This window comes from Kineosporia corallincola, assembly GCF_018499875.1.
Classification (GTDB): Bacteria; Actinomycetota; Actinomycetes; order Actinomycetales; family Kineosporiaceae; genus Kineosporia; species Kineosporia corallincola.
In genome coordinates this window covers 38,118-60,208 of sequence record NZ_JAHBAY010000025.1, presented here as the reverse complement: position 1 = coordinate 60,208, position 22,091 = coordinate 38,118, and the positions used below count along the sequence as shown (strand labels likewise).

The following is a 22,091-nucleotide window of genomic DNA, read 5'->3' as shown; positions in this document are numbered from 1 at the left end:
CCCGGCACCTACGCGAAGATCATCGTCGTGAACGACCGACAGCTCCTCGACCTGATCCACCGCACCCCCTGGATCGACGACGCCCTGACATCCTTCGACTTCGACATCGCCCGGGTGGAGAACGGCCCGGTCGAACCGGTGAAGTTCCCCGGCGACGCCCGCTTCGAGATGATCGCCGGGGACGCCTCGGGTGGCGCCTTCGTGTTCATCGGCGACCACGACGTCCACCCGGTCGTCTACATCGGTTCCGAAGGCGAAGGCGGCCTCATCGCCCACGGCCTGCGCGATACCCTGGCCCTCGTCGTCGGCCTGTCCAGCCTGCACGACGCCACCGTCGTCCCGATCGACGAGGACCAGGACCGGCTCATCACCTGGCTGGCCGAGGCGGACGCCGAGATCCGTTCCGATCAGCCAGACCTCGACGAGCGACGAGCCCAGCTCACGCAGGCCCTGGAACTACCGGACGCCTACGACGTGCTTCCCGCCTTCCACACAGCAGCCCGGGACAACACCTATCGCCCCTGGCACGCGACCGAGAACATCCCCTACCGGCCGATGCTGGATCCGGACCTGTGGGACGCCTGATCTGGTCACGGTCAGGGACCTTCACGCGCATCCGGCAACCTTCGATCTGACCGGCAGCACACCGCGACCGGTGCCGGTGAAATGACCTGGCCACCGTCGGCTTCCAAGAGTTCACGGGCCGCGTATGCTGCTTGCCAGCACAAGCCCCTCCGGAAGAGCCGCATCCGGGGTTCCGACCGGATGAACCGACAACACCGGCCCCGCCCGGTCTCAGGCCACGATCGCCTCGGCCATCTCCTATCTCCTGCGTGACCGGCCCGCCGTCGAGGCCGTGCACGAGCACACCGAACATGTGTCGGCTTCTCCCCGTTACCTTTTGGTGGCTTCCCGATGAGGGAAGTTCCTGGTACCGGGCCCGGTATGACTGATTGAGCTTGTCCGAGTAACCGCATCAAACAGAACGTGATCATGTGGTGCGGGCATGTTCGTGGTGGAGCAGGACAAGGGTTGCGGCGACGATGTCCCCGATGCGCCAGGGGCACCCGCGCCAGCGGCGTAAGGCCTTGAGCGCGGTCTTCAAGATCGAGTTGGCGCGTTCGCTCAGGCCCCGCATGGCACTGTGGAGGCTGTTGTGGGCCTTCCGATTCACGGTCAGGCTGCCGCCCGCGGGTGTCTTGAACGGCACCAGTAGTACATCCTTTTCGCCTTCGTAGCCCAGGTCGGCCAGCGCCTTGTGCTCGGTGTCGAGCTATCCGCGTCGAGCCATGCGTGCAGCAGATCGAGCAGGTGCGCATCGGCGCGGGCCGCAATGGTGTCGTGTTCGCGGCCTGAGCGCACGTTCGAGGTCCGCAACGGCCAGCCGTCCGGCGCCGAGACGACCTGGACGTTCCCTCCATGATGGGCGTTTTTGCCCGACCACCACAGGTCCACCCCGGGCGTGGGCCAGCGGGTATGGATCCGGTCGGTCTCGATCAGGGTGCCGTCCAGGATCACGTGCGTGTGACCGGCGGCCCGTGCCGCCAGCAGCGCCCCGCGCAGACCGGGCCGGCGCGCGGCCAGAACGGCGATGCCCTCGTCCCGGTAGCTGTAGGCCGTCGAGACAGAGATCTTGTCGTCCCTGGCCAGCGCGATCATCCGGGTGTCGTCGATGAGCCACCGCAAACACCAGAACAGCATGCCATTACGGGGTCAAAGCCCTTGCGCTCGAACGTGTGCCACGCCGATGACGTTCGGCGGCCAGTAAGGCGGACAGGAACAGCACGAGATCCTCGGATATCTCGAGAAGCCCTTCATATGAGACGCTCATCTACGCGCGGGACCTCTGGGCCGGAAACAGTGAGAGGTTCCGCCCTATCGAGGTTCCGCGCCCTGATCCAGGCAGCCACGCCGCACTTTGCCGAAGATCACTACGTGCTCACCATTCATCACGATCACAGCTGCTCCGAGTCGTCACCCGTTACTGGGAATGGCTCACTACGCCCGAGATCACGGTAGTCGACTCCGGACCCAACCGTCCGAAAAGCACCATCCCGACATACGCATTTGCATGAACTGCGTGAATCATGATTGAGCATATTCTTGATCACCGTGATGGTGAAGTCTCAGACTGTCCATCCATGTCTCATGTGATTACGGGCTGCCATATCTTAAGGGGAAACATGCGGTTCACTACATTCCATGGCGATGCCATGAACGATGATCAGTTTTGGCATGTACTGGAGAGCGATGGCATCGTTTTCATTCAGGAGGGGACACAGCGTGGGCTAAGTGAATTTTTGCAATCCTTCACTACCTGGTACCACCATCCACACGAGCACTCCGCGGGGCTTACAAAAATTTCACCGAATTCGCTCTCCAACTCAGCAGGTTCGGCGGGTTTTACTCACCTCGCCCTCGGCCTACATACTGACCGAAGCACTGCTTCTGAACCGCCTAGCATCTTGGCGTCCGTGATGGAACATGCCTCCACGCAGGGCGGCGACTCGATTTTTTGTGACGGACAGAAGATTCTGAAAAATTTGAAGCAGAAGGGACACACGGAACAAGATATTGCCGACCTCCGACTGGTCGGCCAGTTTGGTGAAACACCTATGTGGGGACAGCCGGGTAAGAATCATTACAGCCTACGGTACAGAGATGATGAGGTTGCTCGGCCCGCGACCTCATCGCGCGAGGACACTCTCTCTGATCTGCATCTGCTTCTGGGGCGACTCATGATGATGCGGCATCTTGAGCAGGGCGAAGGGTATGTTCTCCATAATCACCGCATCCTTCACGGTCGAACAGCCTTCAAGGGGGCGCGATCGGTGATTCGAATCCTGGCCAATGTTTTAGATTCTTCGCAACATAGGGACCTGAATCAAGGGTTCGTACTGCCCGAGGATTGATTGAGAGCGACGGCTGCTCGAATTGCTTGCTTGTAAAAATCAGGCATGGGGAGATCCTGTATTTCATTGATGGCGAATCTCTGGAACTTGGCCGCGCCCGCCTCTCCCCACAGCTCGAAAGGGCCGATTCTTTCGCTGACTTCACACACATAGGAAAGCACGAGCACCCCGTTGCTCTCGTCCACGGAGTTCGGGATGACGTAGACATCTGCGCCAACTATATTCGTGGCATGGCTGGCGAGGCCCAGTTCTTCACGGATCTCACGCTCTGCGGTTTGGCGAGGCTGTTCTCCGGCATCCATTTTTCCACCCGGCAGCTCCCATTCCTGGCGCTCATTCATTCGAAGCCAGACTTTTCCGTCCTCAAAGGCGATGCCTTTGACCGAGACCGGCAGCAGATACGGCACGAACAGGGGATCGGAGGTACCCAAGAGATTCTCCACAATCTGTCAAAAGTCTCGTTGAAAGGCGAGGGAGATAGCTTCCTTATAAGGATCTGGCATGTTCAGGTCCGACACTTGGTCGTGCCTGAAAAGTTTCAGTTCCTTGTGTTCATGACTGCATCTCGGCTCATCGCCACCTTCATACGTTACAGAGTACGAAACAACAAAAACATGCCTGTCGGGGCGTATCACGTACACCCAGGATGTCAGCAGTTTCCCGATTTCTACGTCCCAGGAGAGTTCCTCTCGCACTTCACGCTCAAGAGCAACGGCTAGCTCTTCTCCCATTTCCAACTTGCCGCCGGGAAGTTCCCATTCGTCGCGCTCATTCTTGAGTAGCGGTACAAGGCCGTTCCAATTGATGACAGCCTTGAGTGATACGGGCAGCCAGTACTCGAAGTACCCGGCCGAGCGCTCAATCAATTGTGGGTGGGTCATGACGTCCTCCTCCAGAATTTTTTCACGTGCCAATGTCTACTAAGGCCGCAGTGGCATCGTCCTTACTCTTGAAATGAGATCGGCCTGTCCTGTCTACCCGTTGCTCGTATGTCCTCAATCGGGCCGCGATGTTCTCTAATCCGTCGCTTGAGCAGGATGCCAACAGTTCATTCCAATCGCGGTACAAATGATACGTATCCACAAGTCGCGCGAATCCGTCGGTCATGAGCAGTGCAACATCGCCGTCGGCCACCTCTCCCTCGTACGGTCGGATTTTCGTGCCGACGTCGGGATTGTTGGAGAACACCATCTGATCTGACATGCCGGAAATGTAGGCACGCCGTCGTTGCCGGATTCCCTCTGCCCCACGCTCAAGAGCCTCAACGGAGCCCAGCCCTCTTGGAACGCTCTTCATGGCCAAGCTTTCAGCAGACTTGAAAGCCTTGTTTTGCCAGTGCAACGGATCCCGGCCGGCTCGGGCCACGATGGCGAGGACATCACCCACGGTCCCCCAGGACAAATGACTGCCCTTCAAGGTCAGGACTCCCAGCGAGCAAGCCGGTGGCACTCGTTCAGCCGGGAAGTTGCTTGCTGCCAGGGCTACTGCCACGTCGGCCGCAATCTGGGACAACGAGCTGCCCAGCCGGGGACCGACCTCCTCCGGTGAGCGTGCTCGCAGCTGGTCATCCACGAAATGTGCTAGCCAGGAAGCATCGCTGACCGGGTCCAGATGGCTGGCATCAATCGGCGTTGCACCATCGATGATCCAACATGCGTTGCCCGTGTACCCAAATAGGTCTTCGTTGATGGCTCCATCGCCCTGTAAGGAAATCCATTCCCGAACCCGGAGTTTCACTGACCGCAACCATTCAGTTGAATCCCTGCCAGACCACAGGAAGGGCGGCGACAAGCAGCAGAATACCGCCGATGGCGACCGCTAAGACGGTGCGACCCGCAGACGTTCCGACGAGAGCCGCTGTGACGCCACCAAAGACAATTGCCACGATTCCGCCGGACGCCGCCAAAAGCCTGACTGCCTCCGATGGATCGACCCGGGTACTGATCGAAGCGCTGGACACGATCAGGGCCATGACAGCTGCCAGGAGCCCGAGAAGAGCAAGTTGCTGCGTCTTGAACTGATCGAGCTCCGTGATCAGACGCGAATGCCGTTTATCGACGTCCAGTTCCCGCTGGCGGATCAGTATGAGCAGACGGGTTGCCTCGTAACGTGAGATGCGGCGTGCATAGTCGGCGCCGCGCCGGGGCTCTTCCTCAATGGCCCGGTCAATATCCCGTCGTGCGGATTCGGTGTTACCGAGAGCCATAAAAAGAGTAGCCCGCGTAGCAAAGAAATGCGGAATGGTTGCTGCGCTGAGGTTTATGGCCTCGTCAACGAGCTCCATGGCACGATTCACATAGGGGCCGGCCAGGTCCTCCCGTGATTCGGCCAGGGTAGCAACAATCTCGGCGTACTGATGCAGAACCCCTGCTTGCCGAGGTAAAAGGTTGACAGCCTTCTGAGCTGACACCAGCGCCCGGATGAGTGAGCGCGGATCGTCGCCGGACCATCGGGCAATGACCACGCGGAAAGTCTCCATGTATGGCTCATCAGAAAACTCACGTTCATACGTTTTGAAGAGAGCATGATATTCGACGAATCGATACTCCCGGCGGAATCTGTGTAGCACTCCGTAAAGAGCGGCGAATCGAACTTCGTGAGGCTTTGAAGCGTCTTCCAGGATTGCCGTTAACTCGGTAACCGGGTCAGACAGGGAAGCATCGAGTTGCCTCATCTTCATCGCGAAATCAGGGTCGCCCGGGGTGGGAAGGCTAACCATCGATCGTCACTCCCTGCGCACAGCCCTTCATCGCTCTGCCATGGATAGATGCCTTGGGGCAACCCTATCGAATTCCGACAGATCGCGGTCGCAGCTCAGGGCTTTGCTCGTGGCTCGCGGGGTCCACCACCGAGAAGCCCGAGTACGCAAGATGGGATATTCGCTGATCAGCGATGTGCGCACGGCATGCCGGTGCACGATCAGAGCGATGGCCAGGCACGTCACGCGAGGCCGACCAGCAGGCCCCCGAAAATTCATGGGCCGACACGAAGGACGGGGCATGAATCTCGTCGCTCGCCCGGAACTTCCTGCGTCACGCCTGGACGGCCATGCCTTTCCAGCCGCAACAGAGCACACAAACAGCTGTCAGTAGTCGATTCCCTACATAGAGTGCCAGTTTCTGGGCTAGGGTGCTGATCACGCCTTTCCAGACAACTATCTTTGACAAGGTCCTCAGTGGATGAATTCGAGCGCTTCGTCAGCCGAGCAACGGCAGACGCGTCCCTCACCCCGTACGACTACCAGCGACGTCTAGCCGTCGAAGGGTTGCCTGAGCTCCTGATCGTCCCGACGGGCGCTGGTAAAACCCTCGCTGCGGTGCTGCCCTGGCTGTTTCGCCGGCGAGCGCACCCTGAACAGCAGGTTCGTCTGGGTACTCCGCGTCGTCTCGTCGTGATGTTGCCGCAGCGTTCTCTGGCGTCCCAGACGTTCCGCACGGTGCAGAGGTATCTCGGGAACCTGGCGGCCGACCCGCCGGTGGATGACTGGCCGTTGGTGGGCCTGCATCTGCTGATGGGTGGCGCGTCGTCGGACGATCAGGCGTGGAAGTTGGATCCGGTTGGCGACGCCGTCTTGGTCGGCACTCAGGACATGGTGCTGTCACGGTTGTTGATGCGTGGTTATGGCGAGGGGCGCTCGGCGTGGCCCATGTCGTTCGGTCTGCTGCACGCGGATACGCAGTTCGTCGTCGATGAGGTGCAGTTGATGGGGCCGGGGCTGGGGACGAGCGTCCAGGTGGAGGGGCTGCGCCGGAAGCTGGGGATGGTGGGATGTTCGAGGACGATGTGGATGTCGGCCACGGTCCGGGACGAGTGGATGGCAGGGTTTCCTGATTACCCGAGCCTGCTGCTGAGCAGCCGGGTTGAGCTGTCGGACGCAGACCGAACCGGGCCGCTGCGTGAGCGTCTGGAGGCCACTCGCCTGGTCCGGGAGATGGTCTTCTCCCCGGCCCAGCTGAAGACGTATGGTCGTTCGCTGGCGCAGACGGTGGTCGCGGCGCATGTGCGCGGTTCACGGACGATTGTCCTGCTCAATACGGTGTCCCGGGCTCGCGAAGTGCACGGCGCTCTGCTGAGGGCTTTCAGCTCGGACAGAGCGTCTGCTTCTCCCCAGATCGTGTTGCTGCACGCTCGTTTTCGTCCTGGTGACCGGGCGGCCCAGATGCAGGAGGCGACCGCAGATCCTTCGCCGGCGGGATCGGTGGTGGTCACCACGCAGGTGCTGGAAGCCGGAGTGGACCTTTCCAGCCGGACCATGGTCACGGAGGCGGCACCGTGGTCCTCGATCGTTCAGCGAGCTGGGCGGTGTAATCGGGCGGGTGAGCAGGCTGATGCTTCGCTGTGGTGGGTGCAGCCTCCGGGCCGCGACTTCGCCAGGCCTTACGAGGAGGCTGATGTCGGGCCCGCCATCGCGCATCTACGCTCGTGCGAGGGTCAGCGGCTGACGTCCACGCAGTTGCAGCAGGCCGAGGTGGAGGAGTCCGCGCAGCTGTATCCGGTCCTGCGGCGGCAGGACCTGCTCGACCTCTTCGACACGAGTCCCGATCTGGGTGGCAACGATATCGACATCTCCCGTTGGGTGCGTGATGCCGAGGAGCGGACTGTCGGTGTGGCCTGGCGGGATCTTCAGGCCCGTCCGCTGGATGATGGCGCACCGGCGGTGCACCGGGACGAGATCGTCCAGGTGCCGGTGGGCGAACTGCGGGACCTCCTGGCGCGTGTGCGCCAGACGTCACCGGCACGCGGCTGGGCGTGGGCCCGGGATTCGGCCGCGCGCACCTGGAACCGTCTGGCGGACCGGGAGATCCGTCCTGGTGGCATCGTCGTCCTGGATGTTGGCTCTGGCGGCTACACCCCCGAGGGCGGCTGGGACCCCTCCTCGGTGAGACCGGTGCCGGAGATCGACATCCCCGAGCGGGTCCCTCGTGAACGCGAAAGCGCGATTCCTCTCACGCTGGAACAGCATGCCCAGGACGTCCGGGAAGCCGTCGTCGCCTATGGGAACGCTCTGGCCGCCGGCAGCGGTCTGACGCCGGCCATGTGGGAGGCCGCCACACAGGCCGGTTTCTGGCACGATGCCGGCAAGGCCCATGAGGTGTTCCAGGCCGCCTTGCAGGCACGTCTCCCGGACGGCGCCGACCGCTCGCAGACGTGGGCGAAGTCCGGCAATCACAGACCGCTGCGATTTGCCGCAGGCCGGGAGCATCTGCGGCACGAATTAGCCAGCGCCCTGATGCTTCTGGACGATGACGCCGGTCTGCTGGCCGCTGTGGAGGAGGCCGACCTGACGCGCTACCTGGTCGCTGCCCACCACGGAAGGATCCGGATCGCGCTGCTGGCAGTGGACGAGGCCGACGGTTTCGTGCTCGGCGTGGGCGACGGCGATGAAGTCCCGCTCCCCCACGCGTCCACCGAGCCCGTCTCGTCGGCTCCCGGCCCGGTCCGGCTCTCGACCCGCGTCCTGCGCATCGGTGGCGGGCCGGGCGGGTCCTGGACCGAACGTGCCTGCCGTCTGCGAGATCGCTCTGATCTCGGCCCGTTCCGGCTGGCTTTTCTGGAGGCGATGGTGCGCTCGGCGGACTGGCGGGCCGGCCGGGACCACGGCCGAACGGCTCTGCCCGGGGATCCGGATGATCCGGCCTGCTGTGTGCAGCACGAGCATGATCCCTCCGGGCCTGGTCAGGAGGCGCTGCCTCATCCCTTGTCCGCTGCGGCGGATGTCTGCGCTCACGGGCCCGCCGACTCCAGGCCGTCCGGGACGGGAGCGGACGCGTGAGCGCTACGGTCCGGCTGCCGCTGCCCGGCTGCCGCAGTGACACTCTGGGGGGATACCTCACCGGGCTGGGTGTGTGGCGAGCCGTCGTCCGTCTTCTGGATTCCCGGGTACGAGCCTTTTGGGACGACGGGACGATGGTCCTGGAGTTCTCGTCGACCGGCCAGACCTTTCCCCTGAGAACAGTTTCTGATCTGGCGCAGGCGCTGCTTGAGCAGTTCAGCCCCTTGCCGTTGGTCTCTCCGTGGAATGCGGGATCAGGATTCGCCGGCAACGGCAAGAGCAAGGAGGCCGAGCAGAATCTGGCCGCTGTGCTCGCCAGCGAGGATCCGCGTCTGGCCGGGTTGCGCTCGGCGGTCGAGACGGGTTTTCGCGTCGTGTCCGTCGGCCGGCTGCGAGGATGGGGCGGCAGCGGGCCGGAGCTGTGGGACAAGAAGAGTAAGGCGAACGTGATCACGTTGTGCCGCAACCAGCTTCCCGATGATGCGCTGGCGTGGCTGGATGCCACGATCGCGCCGACGCAGGACTCCTCCGGTCAGCCGGCACTGGCCTTCAATCGCTTGCTGGGGACGGGTGGGAACTTCGGCCGTCAGGACCTTCAGACCACCTACATCGCCCGGGCGCTGACCGTACTGACCGACCGGCGCCACCAGCGGTCCGTCTCAGGATGGATGCGACAGGTCCTCACCGGTGATGAGGGAACCCCGTACCTGAGGGAGGCCGTCGGCCAGTACGACCCGGGCCGGGCTGGTGGCATCGCTTCCACCCCCGGCGAGAAGCTCGACGACTCCGGCTTCGCGAACCCGTGGTCCTTCCTCTTCACCATCGAAGGTGCCTTGTTCTTCACCGCGGGCGTGGTGCGCCGCCAGGGGGCCCGCAACACCGGTACCGCGCTGCCCTTCCTGGTGCGCGCCAGCACCGTGGGCTACGCGACCGCGGCCGCAGGTGAGACCGTGAGTGCAGAACTGTGGGCGCCCGAGTGGGACGAGCCGGCCGGCCTCGCAGAGATCACTCAGGTCTTCCGCGAAGCGCGCTCGGACTGGGGCAACCACACCGCTTCCAGCGGCTTGGACCAGGCTCGCGCCTTGTCCAGCCGCGGCGTTGCGGCAGGGCTGACCCGCTTCAACCGTTTCCTGTTCGCCAGCCGTCTGGGGCAGAACCCTCTGGCGGTGCCGGCCGGCACCGTCACCGTGCAGCGCCGTCCCGGAGTCGACCTCACCACGCCGCTCGACACCTGGCGAGATCGTCTGCGCCGCCTCGACGACCGTCTCCCCCAGAGCATTCGCCGCCAGCAAAGAGAACTCGATCAGAACCTCCTCGCCCTGGCCACCGGCCGGCCGGACGCCATCGGCAGCACCCTGCGCGCTGTCGGCAGACTGCACCAGGACATCTCCCGATCCCGTGAGGTCACGGCTGCTGTGCCGCCGTTGCTGCTTCCGAGCCCTCTGGACTGGGTGAGGAACATCCGTGACAGCGATCCCCTGCTCGCGGACCGCCCGGAGTTCCGGCTGGCTCTCACGTACGCCACCATGACCCCTGCGCCAGATCCGAAAGAAACTCATTCAGGGGATTCTTCGGCGGAATCGACAAGCACGTCAGATGCCGGGCGACCGCGTCGGCGACCGTCCCCCCTGCGTCTCCTGCTCAGCCCGGTCCTGGAGGAAACCAGTCACCGGGGCCTGCTTACTGGCCGCCTGGCCTGGTCCGGGCGCAGGGCGACATTCTCCCATCCGGACCCGGTCAGGGCGCTGGCCGCCGTGCACCAGTACCTGGCCACCAGCAGTCTGCCTGACCCCTACCGTCTGCCGGCCAACAGCGGCTGGCCCTCACCGGCCTCCGCAGGAATCGTCACTCACACCCCCTCGGCGCGACAGGCGACCAGAGACGACCTGATTCACCTCGTCAACGGTTTCGACGACGACCTGTTCGCCGAACTTCTCTTCGGGTTCTTGCTGTTCAACTGGAGCATCTGGGACAGAGGCGATCTGGCTTCCATCCTCTCCACAGCGTCCCGGGATGACGCGACCGGAGATAGCCACCGGCCGATGAAAAAAGCTGTACCAGAGACAGACCCAACAGAGCGTGCACACGACAGTCCACCCTGGTGGCCCCGCCCTCTGGCACTTCTTCTGCCGTTCTTCTCACTCGGTCCGCTCCGGGTACGGCTGACCGAGGACGACCCGCCTCAGGGGCGGGAGCTCCTGCTCCGGGCCAACCGGTCCTGGCCGGCCCAGCTGCGGGCCGGGCGCATCGACGACGTGACCCGAGACGCCCTGCGACGCCTGCGCATCGCCGGCGTGCGCCCGGTGAGCGACCCGCGCGCCTTCGACCTTCAGCGCATCGACTCGGCGCTCGGACACCGCCTGTCCGCAGCGCTGATGGCACCGGCGGCGAAGGCCACCTATGTGAGCGCCTTCTACGCCGTCTGCCGGCCGCCTTCCACCGTGCCGACGCCCGTCCCTGAACCTCTTGACGACATCGAGGAGATCCAGTCCGCATGAGCACCCCGGCCATCGCTTCAGCGTCCCAGGGGCGACACGTCTTCGACGTCTCTCTGCGTCCTACCCTGGGCAGTACCTTCCAGCCCACCGGATTCCCCGACCTCGGGGCGGCAACCTTCGAGCGCACCGTCCGGGCAGGCGATCACGTGCGCAAGCAGCCCTGCCTGCTGGTGGAATCGGTCCAGTCCATGGCCAACCGGCTGGAGGAAACCACCTGGGACGCCAGCACCCAGCTGCCCGTGGCGGCTGTCGGCGGACTACCCTACATCGAGATCGTCAACGCCTCAGGAACTTTCCTGAGCAGCAGCCGTCTGGAAGCACACCGGATCTTCTCCGCCTACGTGCGCGACAGCACCTGGGACGGCAACCCCGGAGACCAGGTCCTGCTGGACAAGCTCGGGATTCTTCCCGAGACCCCCCTCGATTACCGCAGGATGGCCCAGGCCATCCTGGCTGTCGACCCCCTCTCGCTCCTGCACGGTGTGTTCTTCGCGGGCAAGACCGGACGCGACGGAAAGCGAGCCGCCTGGCCGGCCCAGCCCCGCTTCACCCGCGCCGTCAGCGCCGTGATCGAGGCACATGACGTGACAGAGGTGGCCTCCGGCGGCCGCAAGTCCGAGCTCGTGCGCCACTCCCTCGGCGACGACGTGGCCAGCACCGGAGGCACCGCCGAGGGATACGGCTCCATTCCCTTCCACCGCACGGAATTCACCGCGGCCGACATCACGGCATCCTTCGTCGTGGACCTCGACCTTCTCCGCTCCTACGGACTCCCGGCCCCAGCCACCGACCTGCTCGAAACCCTGGCCCTGTGGGAGATCCGGTCCCTGCTGAACGGCGGACTACGCCTGCGGACCGCCTGCGATCTCGAGCTCGTCGACGACACGACCATCACCGACCGCCGCACCCATACCCCCCTGCCCGACCTGCCCGACCTCACCGAGCAGCTGACCACGCACATCACCGCCGCCGCGGCGTATCTCGGCGACGGCAAGGCCATCACGGTCCAGTGGACGCCGAAACCCGGCAAGGCCAAGAGCAACAAGGCCGACTGATGCCCACCACCGTCTCCGTCACCTTCATCCTCGGCCGCTACCACGCAACCCCCTGGGCCACCCACGTCAACGAGGGCCAGGTCGAACTCCCCCCGTCTCCCTGGCGCATCCTGCGCGCTCTCTACGCCGTCTGGAAAGAACGTCGCCCCGACCTCGACGAGACGACCGTTCACGACCTGCTCCACCGCCTCGCAGAACCGCCCCAGTTCGACGTCCCCGACCACATCCTCGCCCACACCCGCCACTACTACCCGGATCTGACCTCCACCAGCAGCAAGAAGTCGTCCGATCAGATCATCGACACCTTCGCGGCCCTCGACCCCCGCCAACCGCTGCTCATCACCTGGCCTTTCGATCTCCCGCCACAGCAACGTCACGTCCTGGAAGCTCTCTGCAAGGCCCTGCCCTACCTGGGACGATCCGAAAGCCTCTGCACTGCCGAACTTCTCTCCGAGTCGGCATCACCAGCACCAGGATCGCAACAGTGGACGCCAACAACAGTGGACGACGACCGCGACCGAAACACGCCGCCCCGTAAACTCCTCACCCCCGATCAGCCACTCGACCTGGCCGCCCTCACCGCCCGCCCGATCGACTGGCGCCGCACCGGGCTGCTCTATCCCAGAGGCACGCACCACACCCTCTACCGCCAGGTCCAGGCCACGGCCCACCCACCAGAGGCCGACTCGCCACCGAACATCCAGCCCGAACCGGCTCGGAAGCAGAACACCACGACGACCGAAGAACCCGTCGTCATGCCAGAAGCTCGCTCCCCCTCGGACTTTCTCAGCTCGTCAGCCACCCGCGCCAATCCAGCCCACACCGTCGTCCGCCTCGACCTCGCTCAGCCCAGTCGTCTCGCCTACCGGGACACAGCCCTGGTCACACGCATGCTCCACGCCGCAGCAGCCAGCAAACTCCCCGACCACCACACCCGCAAGTCCCTCAGCAACCTCCTCGGCATCGATGACACCGGACGCAATCTGCGCAGCAACCACCGGCACGCACATCTGCTCGCGGCCCCTGACAGCCACCGACGCATCACCCGGCTCATCGTCTGGAGCCCCGATGGGCTGGCTGACGACGAAATCGACGCCCTGTGCCGCATCTCCGAACTGCGCAACCGCCACATCAGCCGCCTGCGCCAGCCCACCCGCATCCTCGTGACCGCCATCGGGGGCAACGAACTCCTCCCACCCGAATGGACAGGCGCCAGCCGGCACTGGGAATCCGTCACCCCCTACCTACCAACAGGACATCCCAAGAAGGATCTTGCGCGATACGTCCACCACAGAATCCCCACCGACCTCAACTACACCCAGCCAGGACTGAGTGACCTCCTCGACGACATCCACATCCTCGACAGACCACCCCGCACCAGCACTGGAGGCATCTTCGCGCGAGAACAATCCCCACCCCACCGCACCATCAGCACCGGAAACTTCTATGTGAGAATAAGATTCAAAAAGCATCACACGCCCCACCGAGGAGGACTCCTGACCGCAGGGCAGCTCAGCCACTACGGACTCGGACTCTTCCGCCCACTACCACCGCACGAGCTGAACCCCTGAGCCGACCCCACCACAGCCCGCGAACCACCCGATACTTGAAAACTCGATAACGTTGCGCCCCGAATCCCACGAGCCAGACAACCAGCGACGACGCAACACACACCGTCCGCGAGCGCTCAGGTGGCACACCCCTTACGCTGGAGCGCTCGCATGCAGGTCAGAGGGCAAATCCAGCCCTGCCGCTACTCCGGCAACACTGCATGAGGTGCGGGCTTTTGCAGCGCTCGCGATGATCTTCATTGCCGCAGGCCAGAGACCGGAAATTCGGCGAGCCCTGTTCCTGGCCTTCCGGGCCAGGCTCCGTTGAGGCATCGCCCGCCTCGCAGCAGACGGCCTATGGCTCCACGCTGTTCCTGGCCTTCCGGGCCAGGCTCCGTTGAGGCCATCGACGCAACTGCTGATGAATCCGCACGTAGGCGGCTGTTCCTGGCCTTCCGGGCCAGGCTCCGTTGAGGCGAGGGCGGCCAGCTCCCGGGCGCGCGCGACGTCGTCTGTTCCTGGCCTTCCGGGCCAGGCTCCGTTGAGGCGATGCGGATGAGCTCGACGGGGCGGTCTCGGCGGGGGCTGTTCCTGGCCTTCCGGGCCAGGCTCCGTTGAGGCAGGCGTCGGCACAGCTCCGGCTCGCGCAGCGACGTCCCTGTTCCTGGCCTTCCGGGCCAGGCTCCGTTGAGGCATGGGTGCAGACACCGATGAACTCATCGCCCCGGTACAGCTGTTCCTGGCCTTCCGGGCCAGGCTCCGTTGAGGCCGCTCCAACGCGATCCGGACCGTCTCACGATCTACCCTGTTCCTGGCCTTCCGGGCCAGGCTCCGTTGAGGCCGCACCCGTCGGCCCAGGCCAGAGGCCCGTCCGGTGGCTGTTCCTGGCCTTCCGGGCCAGGCTCCGTTGAGGCTGCGGCAGTGCTCGACTGTACTCGGACCCCGGCGAAACACTGTTCCTGGCCTTCCGGGCCAGGCTCCGTTGAGGCTCGCCGTCGCGGGTGCTGTTGTTGCGGACCACGACGGGCTCTGTTCCTGGCCTTCCGGGCCAGGCTCCGTTGAGGCACCGGCCACACGTCCGTGATGAGGAGCGGCGACAGCTGCTGTTCCTGGCCTTCCGGGCCAGGCTCCGTTGAGGCAGGTTGAAGCTGACACCCTCAACCCTGTACGAGATGACCTGTTCCTGGCCTTCCGGGCCAGGCTCCGTTGAGGCCGAGTCCACCGTGCTCGGACCCACCGACAGCGTCGCCATCTGTTCCTGGCCTTCCGGGCCAGGCTCCGTTGAGGCTCCCTGACCAGCGACGGCGCCGACCCGCAGGTCGTCTGTTCCTGGCCTTCCGGGCCAGGCTCCGTTGAGGCAGGTTGAAGCTGGTCCACTGGGTGTCCGGGCTCCCGCCTGTTCCTGGCCTTCCGGGCCAGGCTCCGTTGAGGCAGGGCGTCGGCGACCCCGAGGGTGGCCAGGCTCAGGGCTGTTCCTGGCCTTCCGGGCCAGGCTCCGTTGAGGCTTGTCCGGGCCGATCTCCGCGGTCAGGCCGCGCACGTCTGTTCCTGGCCTTCCGGGCCAGGCTCCGTTGAGGCGACTAATCTGACCGGAAGCGAGAGCCCATCGGTGCGCCTGTTCCTGGCCTTCCGGGCCAGGCTCCGTTGAGGCTTGGGCGTTGAGCGCGAGCCGGTTCACCGCGTCGCGTACCTGTTCCTGGCCTTCCGGGCCAGGCTCCGTTGAGGCACCGGTATCGCCCACCGCAGCAGCAGCAACTTCTCCACTCTGTTCCTGGCCTTCCGGGCCAGGCTCCGTTGAGGCCCCGGCGAGGAGTCCACCGAGCCCGGCCGTGCGCCGACTTTTCCTGGCCTTCCGGGCCAGGCTCCGTTGAGGCGACGCTACTCGTACCCGCTGATCGAAGTGTGCTGCCCCCTGTTCCTGGCCTTCCGGGCCAGGCTCCGTTGAGGCACGATCGGTGGCGGCTCAACCCCAGACCCTGCGCCGGACTGTTCCTGGCCTTCCGGGCCAGGCTCCGTTGAGGCCCATGCAGCGAGGTGGGTGCGGGAGCGGTCGACGGGCCTGTTCCTGGCCTTCCGGGCCAGGCTCCGTTGAGGCAACGACGTCCACTGGACGTCCGGTGTGCCGCCGGAGCCCTGTTCCTGGCCTTCCGGGCCAGGCTCCGTTGAGGCTGCTCCGCCTGCCCCGCCACGATGTCCAACACCGCAGCTGTTCCTGGCCTTCCGGGCCAGGCTCCGTTGAGGCCCACGCGGTCCAGGCCGGCCGCAGGTGCAGCGCCCACTGTTCCTGGCCTTCCGGGCCAGGCTCCGTTGAGGCCGCTTCTCTGCCGGTTTCATGTCGGTGTGCCGCCACCGCTGTTCCTGGCCTTCCGAGCCAGGCTCCATTGAGGCAGAGCAGACGCACGCGCGGCTGGTCACGATGTCGTGCGCTGTTCCTGGCCTTCCGGGCCAGGCTCCGTTGAGGCAGCCGGGCGCCGGCGGTGATCGCGGCCCCCCAGCGGTCGGCTGTTCCGGGCCTTCCGGGCCAGGCTCCGTTGAGGCTTGGCGTCCTGCTCGTCCTGGCGGCGACGGGCCTCAGCCCTGTTCCTGGCCTTCCGAGCCAGGCTCCGTTGAGGCGCGGGCTATCGCGTTGGCCGCACTCAGCTTGACCAGACGCCTGTTCCTGGCCTTCGGGCCAGGCCCCGTTGGGGAACAAGGTCCTCCGTCAATTGGTGGGCACGGCTGCGTCTGTTCCTGGCCTTCGGGCCAGGCTCCGTTGAGGCGTGTCACAGTGCCTCGTCCGTCTCCTAAGTGGCGTTGCCGTGTCTGGCCTTTGGGCCAGGCTCCGTTACGTTGTCCAGCCGATCAGAGCGACGATTGCCCACACGACTTCGTGATCATGAATCTCCAAATGCATTGTTGTAAAGGAGGATCCATAGATCTCAATCTTGCCTTGTTTCGTATCAGCACCAAAGCGGACCCGGTAACAGCTCCTTCTTCGTCAATCCGACCACCGCACAGGTCAGTGAGACTACGGGCAAGGCCACGACGAGTCTCCAGTTCCCCTCGCATCCGTTCTGTTTCCGCGACATCACGACCCCGGTGAACATTTCGGCGTCCCGGTACCGGCGCACCAGGAGCACCGCCTCTGAGCACGAGGGTGTTCTTCCCCGGGTAGGACGGTCGCGTCCTGAGGTCGCTGGCGTGGTGCTTGGGTGCGTGACGTAAGTCGCTGGTGTCCCTGGAGTCCAAGCACAGTTCCGCCTGCGAGCGGCCGCCGTGCGCCGTGTGCCTCATGCGTTCCGGTAGAGATCATCCAGACCGATCAGGTGCACGTCGGCGCGCTCACCCGTGACGTCCACCAGGTTCTGATCGAAACCTTCCCGGCTGAACAGAGCCAGCTGTGCGGCCGCGGCGTCCCATCCCCGGGCCACGAGAAGCTCACGGATACGTTCGAGGCGTTCCAGGTCGGCCGGAGTCCGTTTCCGGTTCGTTGATTTCGCCTCACCGAGCATGACGATCCGGGCCTTGGTGTCGAAGCGCTGACTGTTGCGCTCCAGGGCCAGGACGTCGAGCTGGTGCTGTGACCGGCCGGCTGCGTCGTTGACGACGGCCGGACCGGTCCGGCCGATCTCCTGCCCCCAGCGGTCGCCGGAGTATCGGGCGGTCCAGGTGAGAGCAAGTTGCTCGAAGTGGGGCCCCAGCACGCCGGACGAGAACGCCGTGGCTGCTGTGGCCCAGACTGCTTCGGCTTCGCCCTCTTCCAGCTGAGCGCGATGCGGCTCGATCACGACCTGCCCGAACCGGATGATCGGATCGGCGATGTAGTAGAGCGGGCGCTTCTGGGTCAGGAGATCTTCGACCTTGGTCAGGAATCCGGCGGACTCCAGCACCTGAAGCGGGTAACGCATCGAGTTGTGATCGCGGCCGATGGTTCCACCGATTGCCTTGGTGGTGTGGTTTCCAGCCGCCACGGACAGAAGAATCGAGTTGTACAGCCCACGATCACTGATGCGCGGATCCTCACGCAGCAGATAGTCGGTCTCCTGGAACAGCGCATGAGACGGATTCAGAACCGATGCGGCCAGCCATCCCGGTATCTGAGCGAGATCCGAGGGCGGCGTCGGGGCAATGAGCGGTTTGTATCCGGCCGTTCCGCCCAGCACGGCGTCGAGCTGGAAAGCGACCGACGGATCCTCGATCCCCCAATAGTCGCGAGCCAGCCGATAGTCGAAGGGGCGGAGGGTCATGTCCAGCTGGGCTCGCCCCCTCATGGCCTTGGAACCGGACAGGAGCTCGGACATCACCGACAACGCCGACCCGCAGATGACGACAGCAGCTGACGGATAGCCCGCCAGATCGTGGGACTCGTCGTAGATCTCCTGGAGAACGCTGGGGATCTCCGGCGAATGGGCCAGCAGATAAGGCAGTTCGTCGATGACGACGATCCGACCGGCGCCGGAAGCTCCCGCGGCAGGCACCACATCAGAGCCTCGCTCGGGGTAGGCCAGCGCGGTGCGTAACGCTGTTTCCCAGTCCCCGAACCGCAACTGTCCCCGCCCGATTCCCAGAGCAAGGCCGACATCGTCGGCGAACCGGGAAAGGGCCTGGACACGCTCTACCTCCTGAGCCTGGTGATAGAGAGCCCCAGCGGCGCGCGCCAACCGGCGCAGGAGAAAACTCTTACCCTGGCGGCGTCGCCCCGAGACGATCGCCAGGCGCAGGCCAGGCTGCTGGGACGCGGCGAAGGCTGCAAGGTTCGACCATTCGGTGGTCCGGTCGAACAGATCTTGGGGTCGGGCCAACTCCATGCAAGCTCCCACCGTAACTGGATTTATAGTAAGTGCAGTTACAGTAACAGATCCTGCCGCTCGTCGGGCCACCGAACTCCAGTGATCGTCGAGCCGGGCCAGACCTCATGCCCTCACCCACGCCGGCTCCACGCCGGAGCCCCGTGGCTGTCTCCGCCTTGTATTCCGGGGTAAAGCTCTTGCGGGTCGATCCCATTCTCGTAGCTCCCGAATTCTCGGGGCAGCTATCCCAGTGTCAACCGAAGCGGGTACGGTCCAGAGTGGTGGTGCGAACCGCGGTTCCCGGTACGTGTCAAGGCATTGAGGCCAGTAGGAGTTAAGCTGCGGTCGGTTTCGTAATGGTTTGGGGTTCAGGGTCTTCGGGTTTGTTGATCCAAACCTGTTCGGGCAGACGGAGAGTCTTGGGCAGGACCGGGCCACTGGTGCGGAAGCGTTCGGGGTGGTCGCGGCGGGCCTGTTCCAGAGCCGCGGTGCGGGTGGCCTGGGACCGGGAGGGACGGTAGGCGTCCCGCCCGCCGTTACGGGCGACCTCCCGCGAGATGACCGAGGCGTCCCGGCCCATCCGGGCCCCGATCGCCCGGCACGTCCGGCCCGCCGCCAGACCAGCGAAGATCTCTTCTCGTTCTTCCTGGCACAACTCCACGCCCCGCACGACTTTCCAGCCCCATCACATCAAGATCACCCAGTCAAAGACTGACGATCATGACACGTGATGCACTGACCGGTTGAGACCGCCGACGGATCCGCTCCGGACAACAGATTCAGAGCGCGGCTGGACACAGCCATGCCCGATGGGTGAGAAAGCTTGTGGAGCCCCTGGTGGTGCGGATGATCTAGACAATCCCCGTGCTACCAGGGGTTTCTTCGCGTCTTGGAGCCGGGGTCAGGCATCAAGATCAGGATGACAGGGCTCAGTATTACTCCAGCAGGTTGCGCACTTGAGGAGCAGTGAACTCCGGGATCTTTTCCTTGAGCTGCGATGCTGTTGCGCTCGATATTCGGGTATTGCCAATTAGGAGAACCTTTTTCAGTCCATCTAAGTTGAGAAGCCACTGAGCCTCGCCCATATCTCCACCGTCTTCGAGCACAATCGTCTCAAGGGACGATGGAAGGTTTTCGAAGGTCGACAGAGGCATCTTGTCGACGGACTGCAAGGTCAGGCGTTTAAACGAGCCATGGGAAGGAATGTTATGAAGACCGCCGGGAAGCTTGGCTTTGGAAATAGATAGGTCTCCAAGTTCTGACCCGGAGGGAAAGGTCAAACTTTCAATCTTGCCGGCTGTCCTTATGTCAATATTTCTCAAGTTGGGGGAGCCTTCAATGATGTCGGTGAGTCGTGGTTTTGGTCTCTCCACCATGAGTGATGTGAGAGAAGGAAGTTCGGCCACGTTTGCGATCCCTTCCTCCCATCGGAAGGCATACGTCTTCAGCAGCCGTAGTCTTTGGGCGTCGAACCCACCATTTTTCCGTATCTTGCCAATGAAAAGGCTTAAGTAGCGCAGATCGGAGAACTTGGCTACGGTCGAGACATCACGGATATCCATGTTCGTGACGACAAGTTGACGAATCCGTTCAGCCAGCGGGTCCAGGAAATCCAGCGATCGAGTGGGATTTTCCATTATTGTTAGAACTTGGACATTCTGAGTTGCCTCGAAGCTGGGCACATCCCTGATTGGGAGGCTGTCGATTACGAGGGGTGGGCCTACTTCACTTTGGTACCTGGCGATTTCGTCGCGGGTTTTCGTCACAGTCCGTCCTTGTTTCGGGGGACCAGCTTCATGAGATGGCGTCGAAGAGGGCCGATGGGGTTGTTGACATTCTCTAGGTTTTCCACTCCTCCCAGCCGTTCAATCATACGTTGCTCGGCGATCTCACGGCGCAGCTTTCCTCCTGAGACGCTGAAGAAGGCGGCCGCTGACGCTTGATTGGGTGTGAACTTGTTGGCCTCAACGTGTTCTTCAAGTCGCCTGTCGACGTTGTTGCTTTGGCCAACGTAGACGTTTCCGCGGCTGGTTTCGGAAACGTAGATCCCAGTCCTTCTGGGATGTACCCCTTTCCCCCGCCCGCGCAAGGTGACTGCCGCGCTCAGGTAGGTGAGGTTTTCGGCACCGACTTCGTAGCAGCCCGCTTTGAATTGGTCATACGTGGCCGAGCCGAGTTCTAGGGCCTGGTAGACCGGGTTGAATTGGTTGACGGCAAGTCCTACGCCGCCTTCCTGATAAGCGCTGGCGGTTGACTGGATAGTGCTGATGGCTTGGTTCGCCATCGTGAAGGGATTGGCGTAGGCAGTGGCGTCCTTCGCAATGTTAAGGGCCGCCGTGGATACGCCCGAGGCGATCTGGCCAACCTCGTTCCAGAACAGACCCCCGGGGCAGCGTGGTATCCGCTGGCCGCGGCCGAGCGATTGGTCGGACCTCGCATTGCCCGTGCGGTCAGCGCACCAGCGTAGATCGTTCCTGGGCGCCGGGCTCTGGTCGACGCTGCGGAGTGCCACCCGATCTGTTCAGGTGAAAGACGGTTTGCGGTCCCGGCTGCGCTTGAGCTCGAAATCCGTCGGTGCCCGCGACGAGGGTCGGGCCGTCTCGGAGGCGTCCGGCGTCCTCGCCTCGGGGCATGGGCGTGATGACGGGCCCGAACAGGGTGGTGCCGGCGATGCGCAGGACGGGTGTTCCGACGTCGAGGCTGACCTCGTTGAAGGCCTCCTCGTGGGAGTCCTTGATGTGCTGGTCGAACTGTGTGCTGGTGGCGGCTGTGGTTCAGCGAGTCAGGTAGGCCCGCCTCGGTGAGGGCTTCGGTGATGACGCTGGGGTCGTCACGGCGTTGGTGGTTGTGCAACCGGGTGCCGATCGCGGTGTAGAGGGGCCGAGGACCTCTGGGCCGCTGTGCTGCTCGGCCGCGGCGCACACGCGCACGGATCCCTAGGCGTTCTCCATCAGGTTGCGGTAGTCCGGGCTGAGGTCTTTGCCCTCGCGCTGGACCAGGTTGAGGTAGGCCAGGGACATGATCCGCCACTGTGCGCGGACGGGCCGGACCTGCTCGACCTCCAGGAGCCAGCGCGAGGTGATCCAGGCCCAGGGGCACAGTGGATCGAACCAGAACGGGACCTGCGTGACTTCGGCCTGTTCGTTGGTCATGGCTGACGCTGTCCTTTCGCTGAGCGGATGTGGATCTCCGCGCTGCCCGCCCCGAGGCCGGCGTCGAAGAGCTCGTCCTGGACGGGAACGTTGCATCGGGCCGTGCGGCCGGCGATCTTCACCAAGCTCGCGAGGTCGCCAGGACGGGTGCTCTGGTCAGCCAGGGCGATGAGGTGACGGAAGGCCTGTGCGGTGACGACGACATCGGCCGTGGCCCGGTGGCGGTCGAGGGGGTGCGGGATGCCGAAGTGGGCCAGCAGGGTGTCGAGCTTGTAGTTCGGTAGTCCGGGGATGAGCAGCTTGGCCAGCGGGATGGTGTCGAGCAGGTCGACGTGGGCCAGCCGGGGCAATGTTCGCGCTGGTTGTAGATGATGTTGGCCTC

The 22,091-nt window shown here is 64.0% G+C and carries 15 protein-coding genes, 2 pseudogenes and 1 CRISPR repeat array; of the genes and pseudogenes, 6 read left to right on the top strand and 11 right to left on the bottom strand.

Annotation, left to right across the window (positions count from 1 at the left end; genetic code table 11):
* Positions 1 to 27 precede the first annotated feature (27 nt).
* Positions 28 to 585 carry a hypothetical protein gene (locus KIH74_RS35120; RefSeq protein WP_214160771.1) on the top strand — a complete coding sequence of 186 codons (558 nt, stop codon included), beginning with the start codon at positions 28 to 30 and terminating at the stop codon, positions 583 to 585.
* A 406-nt stretch (positions 586 to 991) separates the two neighbouring features.
* Here the strand turns inward: KIH74_RS35120 and KIH74_RS35115 are convergent.
* Positions 992 to 1,831, bottom strand: a pseudogene (locus KIH74_RS35115) (transposase family protein).
* 256 nt (positions 1,832 to 2,087) lie between these two features.
* Here KIH74_RS35115 and KIH74_RS35110 point away from each other — a divergent pair.
* A complete protein-coding gene (locus tag KIH74_RS35110; protein WP_214160770.1) occupies positions 2,088 to 2,912 on the top strand; it encodes a TauD/TfdA family dioxygenase in 825 nt (274 codons plus the stop codon).
* On the opposite strand, the gene KIH74_RS35105 is transcribed toward KIH74_RS35110, so the two are convergent.
* From KIH74_RS35105 to KIH74_RS35090, 4 genes are read right to left on the bottom strand one after another with little or no spacing between them, the layout of a single operon-like run.
* The gene (locus KIH74_RS35105) at positions 2,885 to 3,343 is read right to left on the bottom strand and encodes an NUDIX domain-containing protein (protein ID WP_214160769.1); all 459 of its coding nucleotides are present in this window, start codon (positions 3,341 to 3,343) and stop codon (positions 2,885 to 2,887) included. The two genes, KIH74_RS35110 and KIH74_RS35105, sit on opposite strands and share 28 nt — an antisense overlap.
* Before the next feature lie 18 nt (positions 3,344 to 3,361).
* Complete coding sequence (locus KIH74_RS35100) at positions 3,362 to 3,793, bottom strand: NUDIX hydrolase (RefSeq protein ID WP_214160768.1); 432 nt, start codon at positions 3,791 to 3,793, stop codon at positions 3,362 to 3,364.
* Positions 3,794 to 3,815: 22 nt separating this feature from the next.
* On the bottom strand, positions 3,816 to 4,649 hold the full coding sequence (locus tag KIH74_RS35095) for a protein phosphatase 2C domain-containing protein (protein WP_214160767.1): 834 nt from the start codon (positions 4,647 to 4,649) through the stop codon (positions 3,816 to 3,818).
* Between the two features lie 13 nt (positions 4,650 to 4,662).
* Positions 4,663 to 5,631, bottom strand: coding sequence for a tetratricopeptide repeat protein (locus KIH74_RS35090; RefSeq protein ID WP_214160766.1), 969 nt, complete (start codon positions 5,629 to 5,631; stop codon positions 4,663 to 4,665).
* A 456-nt stretch (positions 5,632 to 6,087) separates the two neighbouring features.
* On the opposite strand from KIH74_RS35090, the gene cas3g reads away from it, so the two are divergent.
* The 4 genes from cas3g to csb2 are packed head-to-tail and all read left to right on the top strand — an operon-like array spanning position 6,088 to position 13,809.
* Positions 6,088 to 8,685: a type I-G CRISPR-associated helicase/endonuclease Cas3g gene (gene cas3g, locus KIH74_RS35085; RefSeq protein WP_214160765.1), complete on the top strand. Its 2,598-nt coding sequence runs from the start codon at positions 6,088 to 6,090 to the stop codon at positions 8,683 to 8,685.
* The gene (cas8g1, locus tag KIH74_RS35080) at positions 8,682 to 11,183 is read left to right on the top strand and encodes a type I-G CRISPR-associated protein Cas8g1/Csx17 (RefSeq protein WP_214160764.1); all 2,502 of its coding nucleotides are present in this window, start codon (positions 8,682 to 8,684) and stop codon (positions 11,181 to 11,183) included. Before cas3g ends, cas8g1 begins: the two co-directional genes overlap by 4 nt.
* The gene (gene cas7g, locus KIH74_RS35075) at positions 11,180 to 12,238 is read left to right on the top strand and encodes a type I-G CRISPR-associated RAMP protein Csb1/Cas7g (protein ID WP_214160763.1); all 1,059 of its coding nucleotides are present in this window, start codon (positions 11,180 to 11,182) and stop codon (positions 12,236 to 12,238) included. Before cas8g1 ends, cas7g begins: the two co-directional genes overlap by 4 nt.
* On the top strand, positions 12,238 to 13,809 hold the full coding sequence (gene csb2 / locus KIH74_RS35070; RefSeq protein WP_214160762.1) for a type I-G CRISPR-associated protein Csb2: 1,572 nt from the start codon (positions 12,238 to 12,240) through the stop codon (positions 13,807 to 13,809). Before cas7g ends, csb2 begins: the two co-directional genes overlap by 1 nt.
* Before the next feature lie 274 nt (positions 13,810 to 14,083).
* A CRISPR array of direct repeats spans positions 14,084 to 16,401; the repeat unit is 36 nt; unit sequence CTGTTCCTGGCCTTCCGGGCCAGGCTCCGTTGAGGC.
* A gap of 656 nt (positions 16,402 to 17,057) precedes the next feature.
* Here csb2 and KIH74_RS35065 read toward each other — a convergent pair.
* From KIH74_RS35065 to KIH74_RS37375, 6 genes and pseudogenes are all read right to left on the bottom strand, one after another.
* A complete protein-coding gene (locus KIH74_RS35065) occupies positions 17,058 to 18,575 on the bottom strand; it encodes an AAA family ATPase (RefSeq protein WP_214160761.1) in 1,518 nt (505 codons plus the stop codon).
* A gap of 316 nt (positions 18,576 to 18,891) precedes the next feature.
* Positions 18,892 to 19,218 carry a helix-turn-helix domain-containing protein gene (locus KIH74_RS39435; protein WP_372492176.1) on the bottom strand — a complete coding sequence of 109 codons (327 nt, stop codon included), beginning with the start codon at positions 19,216 to 19,218 and terminating at the stop codon, positions 18,892 to 18,894.
* A gap of 274 nt (positions 19,219 to 19,492) precedes the next feature.
* Positions 19,493 to 20,323, bottom strand: a complete 831-nt coding sequence (locus KIH74_RS35055) for a hypothetical protein (protein WP_214160759.1) — start codon at positions 20,321 to 20,323, stop codon at positions 19,493 to 19,495.
* The gene (locus KIH74_RS35050) at positions 20,320 to 21,069 is read right to left on the bottom strand and encodes a GIY-YIG nuclease family protein (protein WP_214160758.1); all 750 of its coding nucleotides are present in this window, start codon (positions 21,067 to 21,069) and stop codon (positions 20,320 to 20,322) included. The genes KIH74_RS35055 and KIH74_RS35050 overlap by 4 nt, the downstream gene beginning before the upstream one ends.
* A gap of 9 nt (positions 21,070 to 21,078) precedes the next feature.
* Positions 21,079 to 21,709: pseudogene (locus KIH74_RS39430) on the bottom strand (mycothiol-dependent nitroreductase Rv2466c family protein).
* Positions 21,706 to 22,059, bottom strand: coding sequence for an exonuclease domain-containing protein (locus KIH74_RS37375; protein ID WP_246573819.1), 354 nt, complete (start codon positions 22,057 to 22,059; stop codon positions 21,706 to 21,708). Before KIH74_RS37375 ends, KIH74_RS39430 begins: the two are co-directional and overlap by 4 nt.
* Positions 22,060 to 22,091 lie beyond the last annotated feature (32 nt).

Coding starts and splice junctions, on each gene's coding strand:
- KIH74_RS35110 (WP_214160770.1), top strand. CDS start 2,088: ATGATTGAGCATATTCTTGATCACCGTGATGGTGAAGTCTCAGACTGT.
- KIH74_RS35100 (WP_214160768.1), bottom strand. CDS start 3,793: ATGACCCACCCACAATTGATTGAGCGCTCGGCCGGGTACTTCGAGTAC.
- KIH74_RS35090 (WP_214160766.1), bottom strand. CDS start 5,631: ATGGTTAGCCTTCCCACCCCGGGCGACCCTGATTTCGCGATGAAGATG.
- cas7g (WP_214160763.1), top strand. CDS start 11,180: ATGAGCACCCCGGCCATCGCTTCAGCGTCCCAGGGGCGACACGTCTTC.
- csb2 (WP_214160762.1), top strand. CDS start 12,238: ATGCCCACCACCGTCTCCGTCACCTTCATCCTCGGCCGCTACCACGCA.
- KIH74_RS35065 (WP_214160761.1), bottom strand. CDS start 18,575: ATGGAGTTGGCCCGACCCCAAGATCTGTTCGACCGGACCACCGAATGG.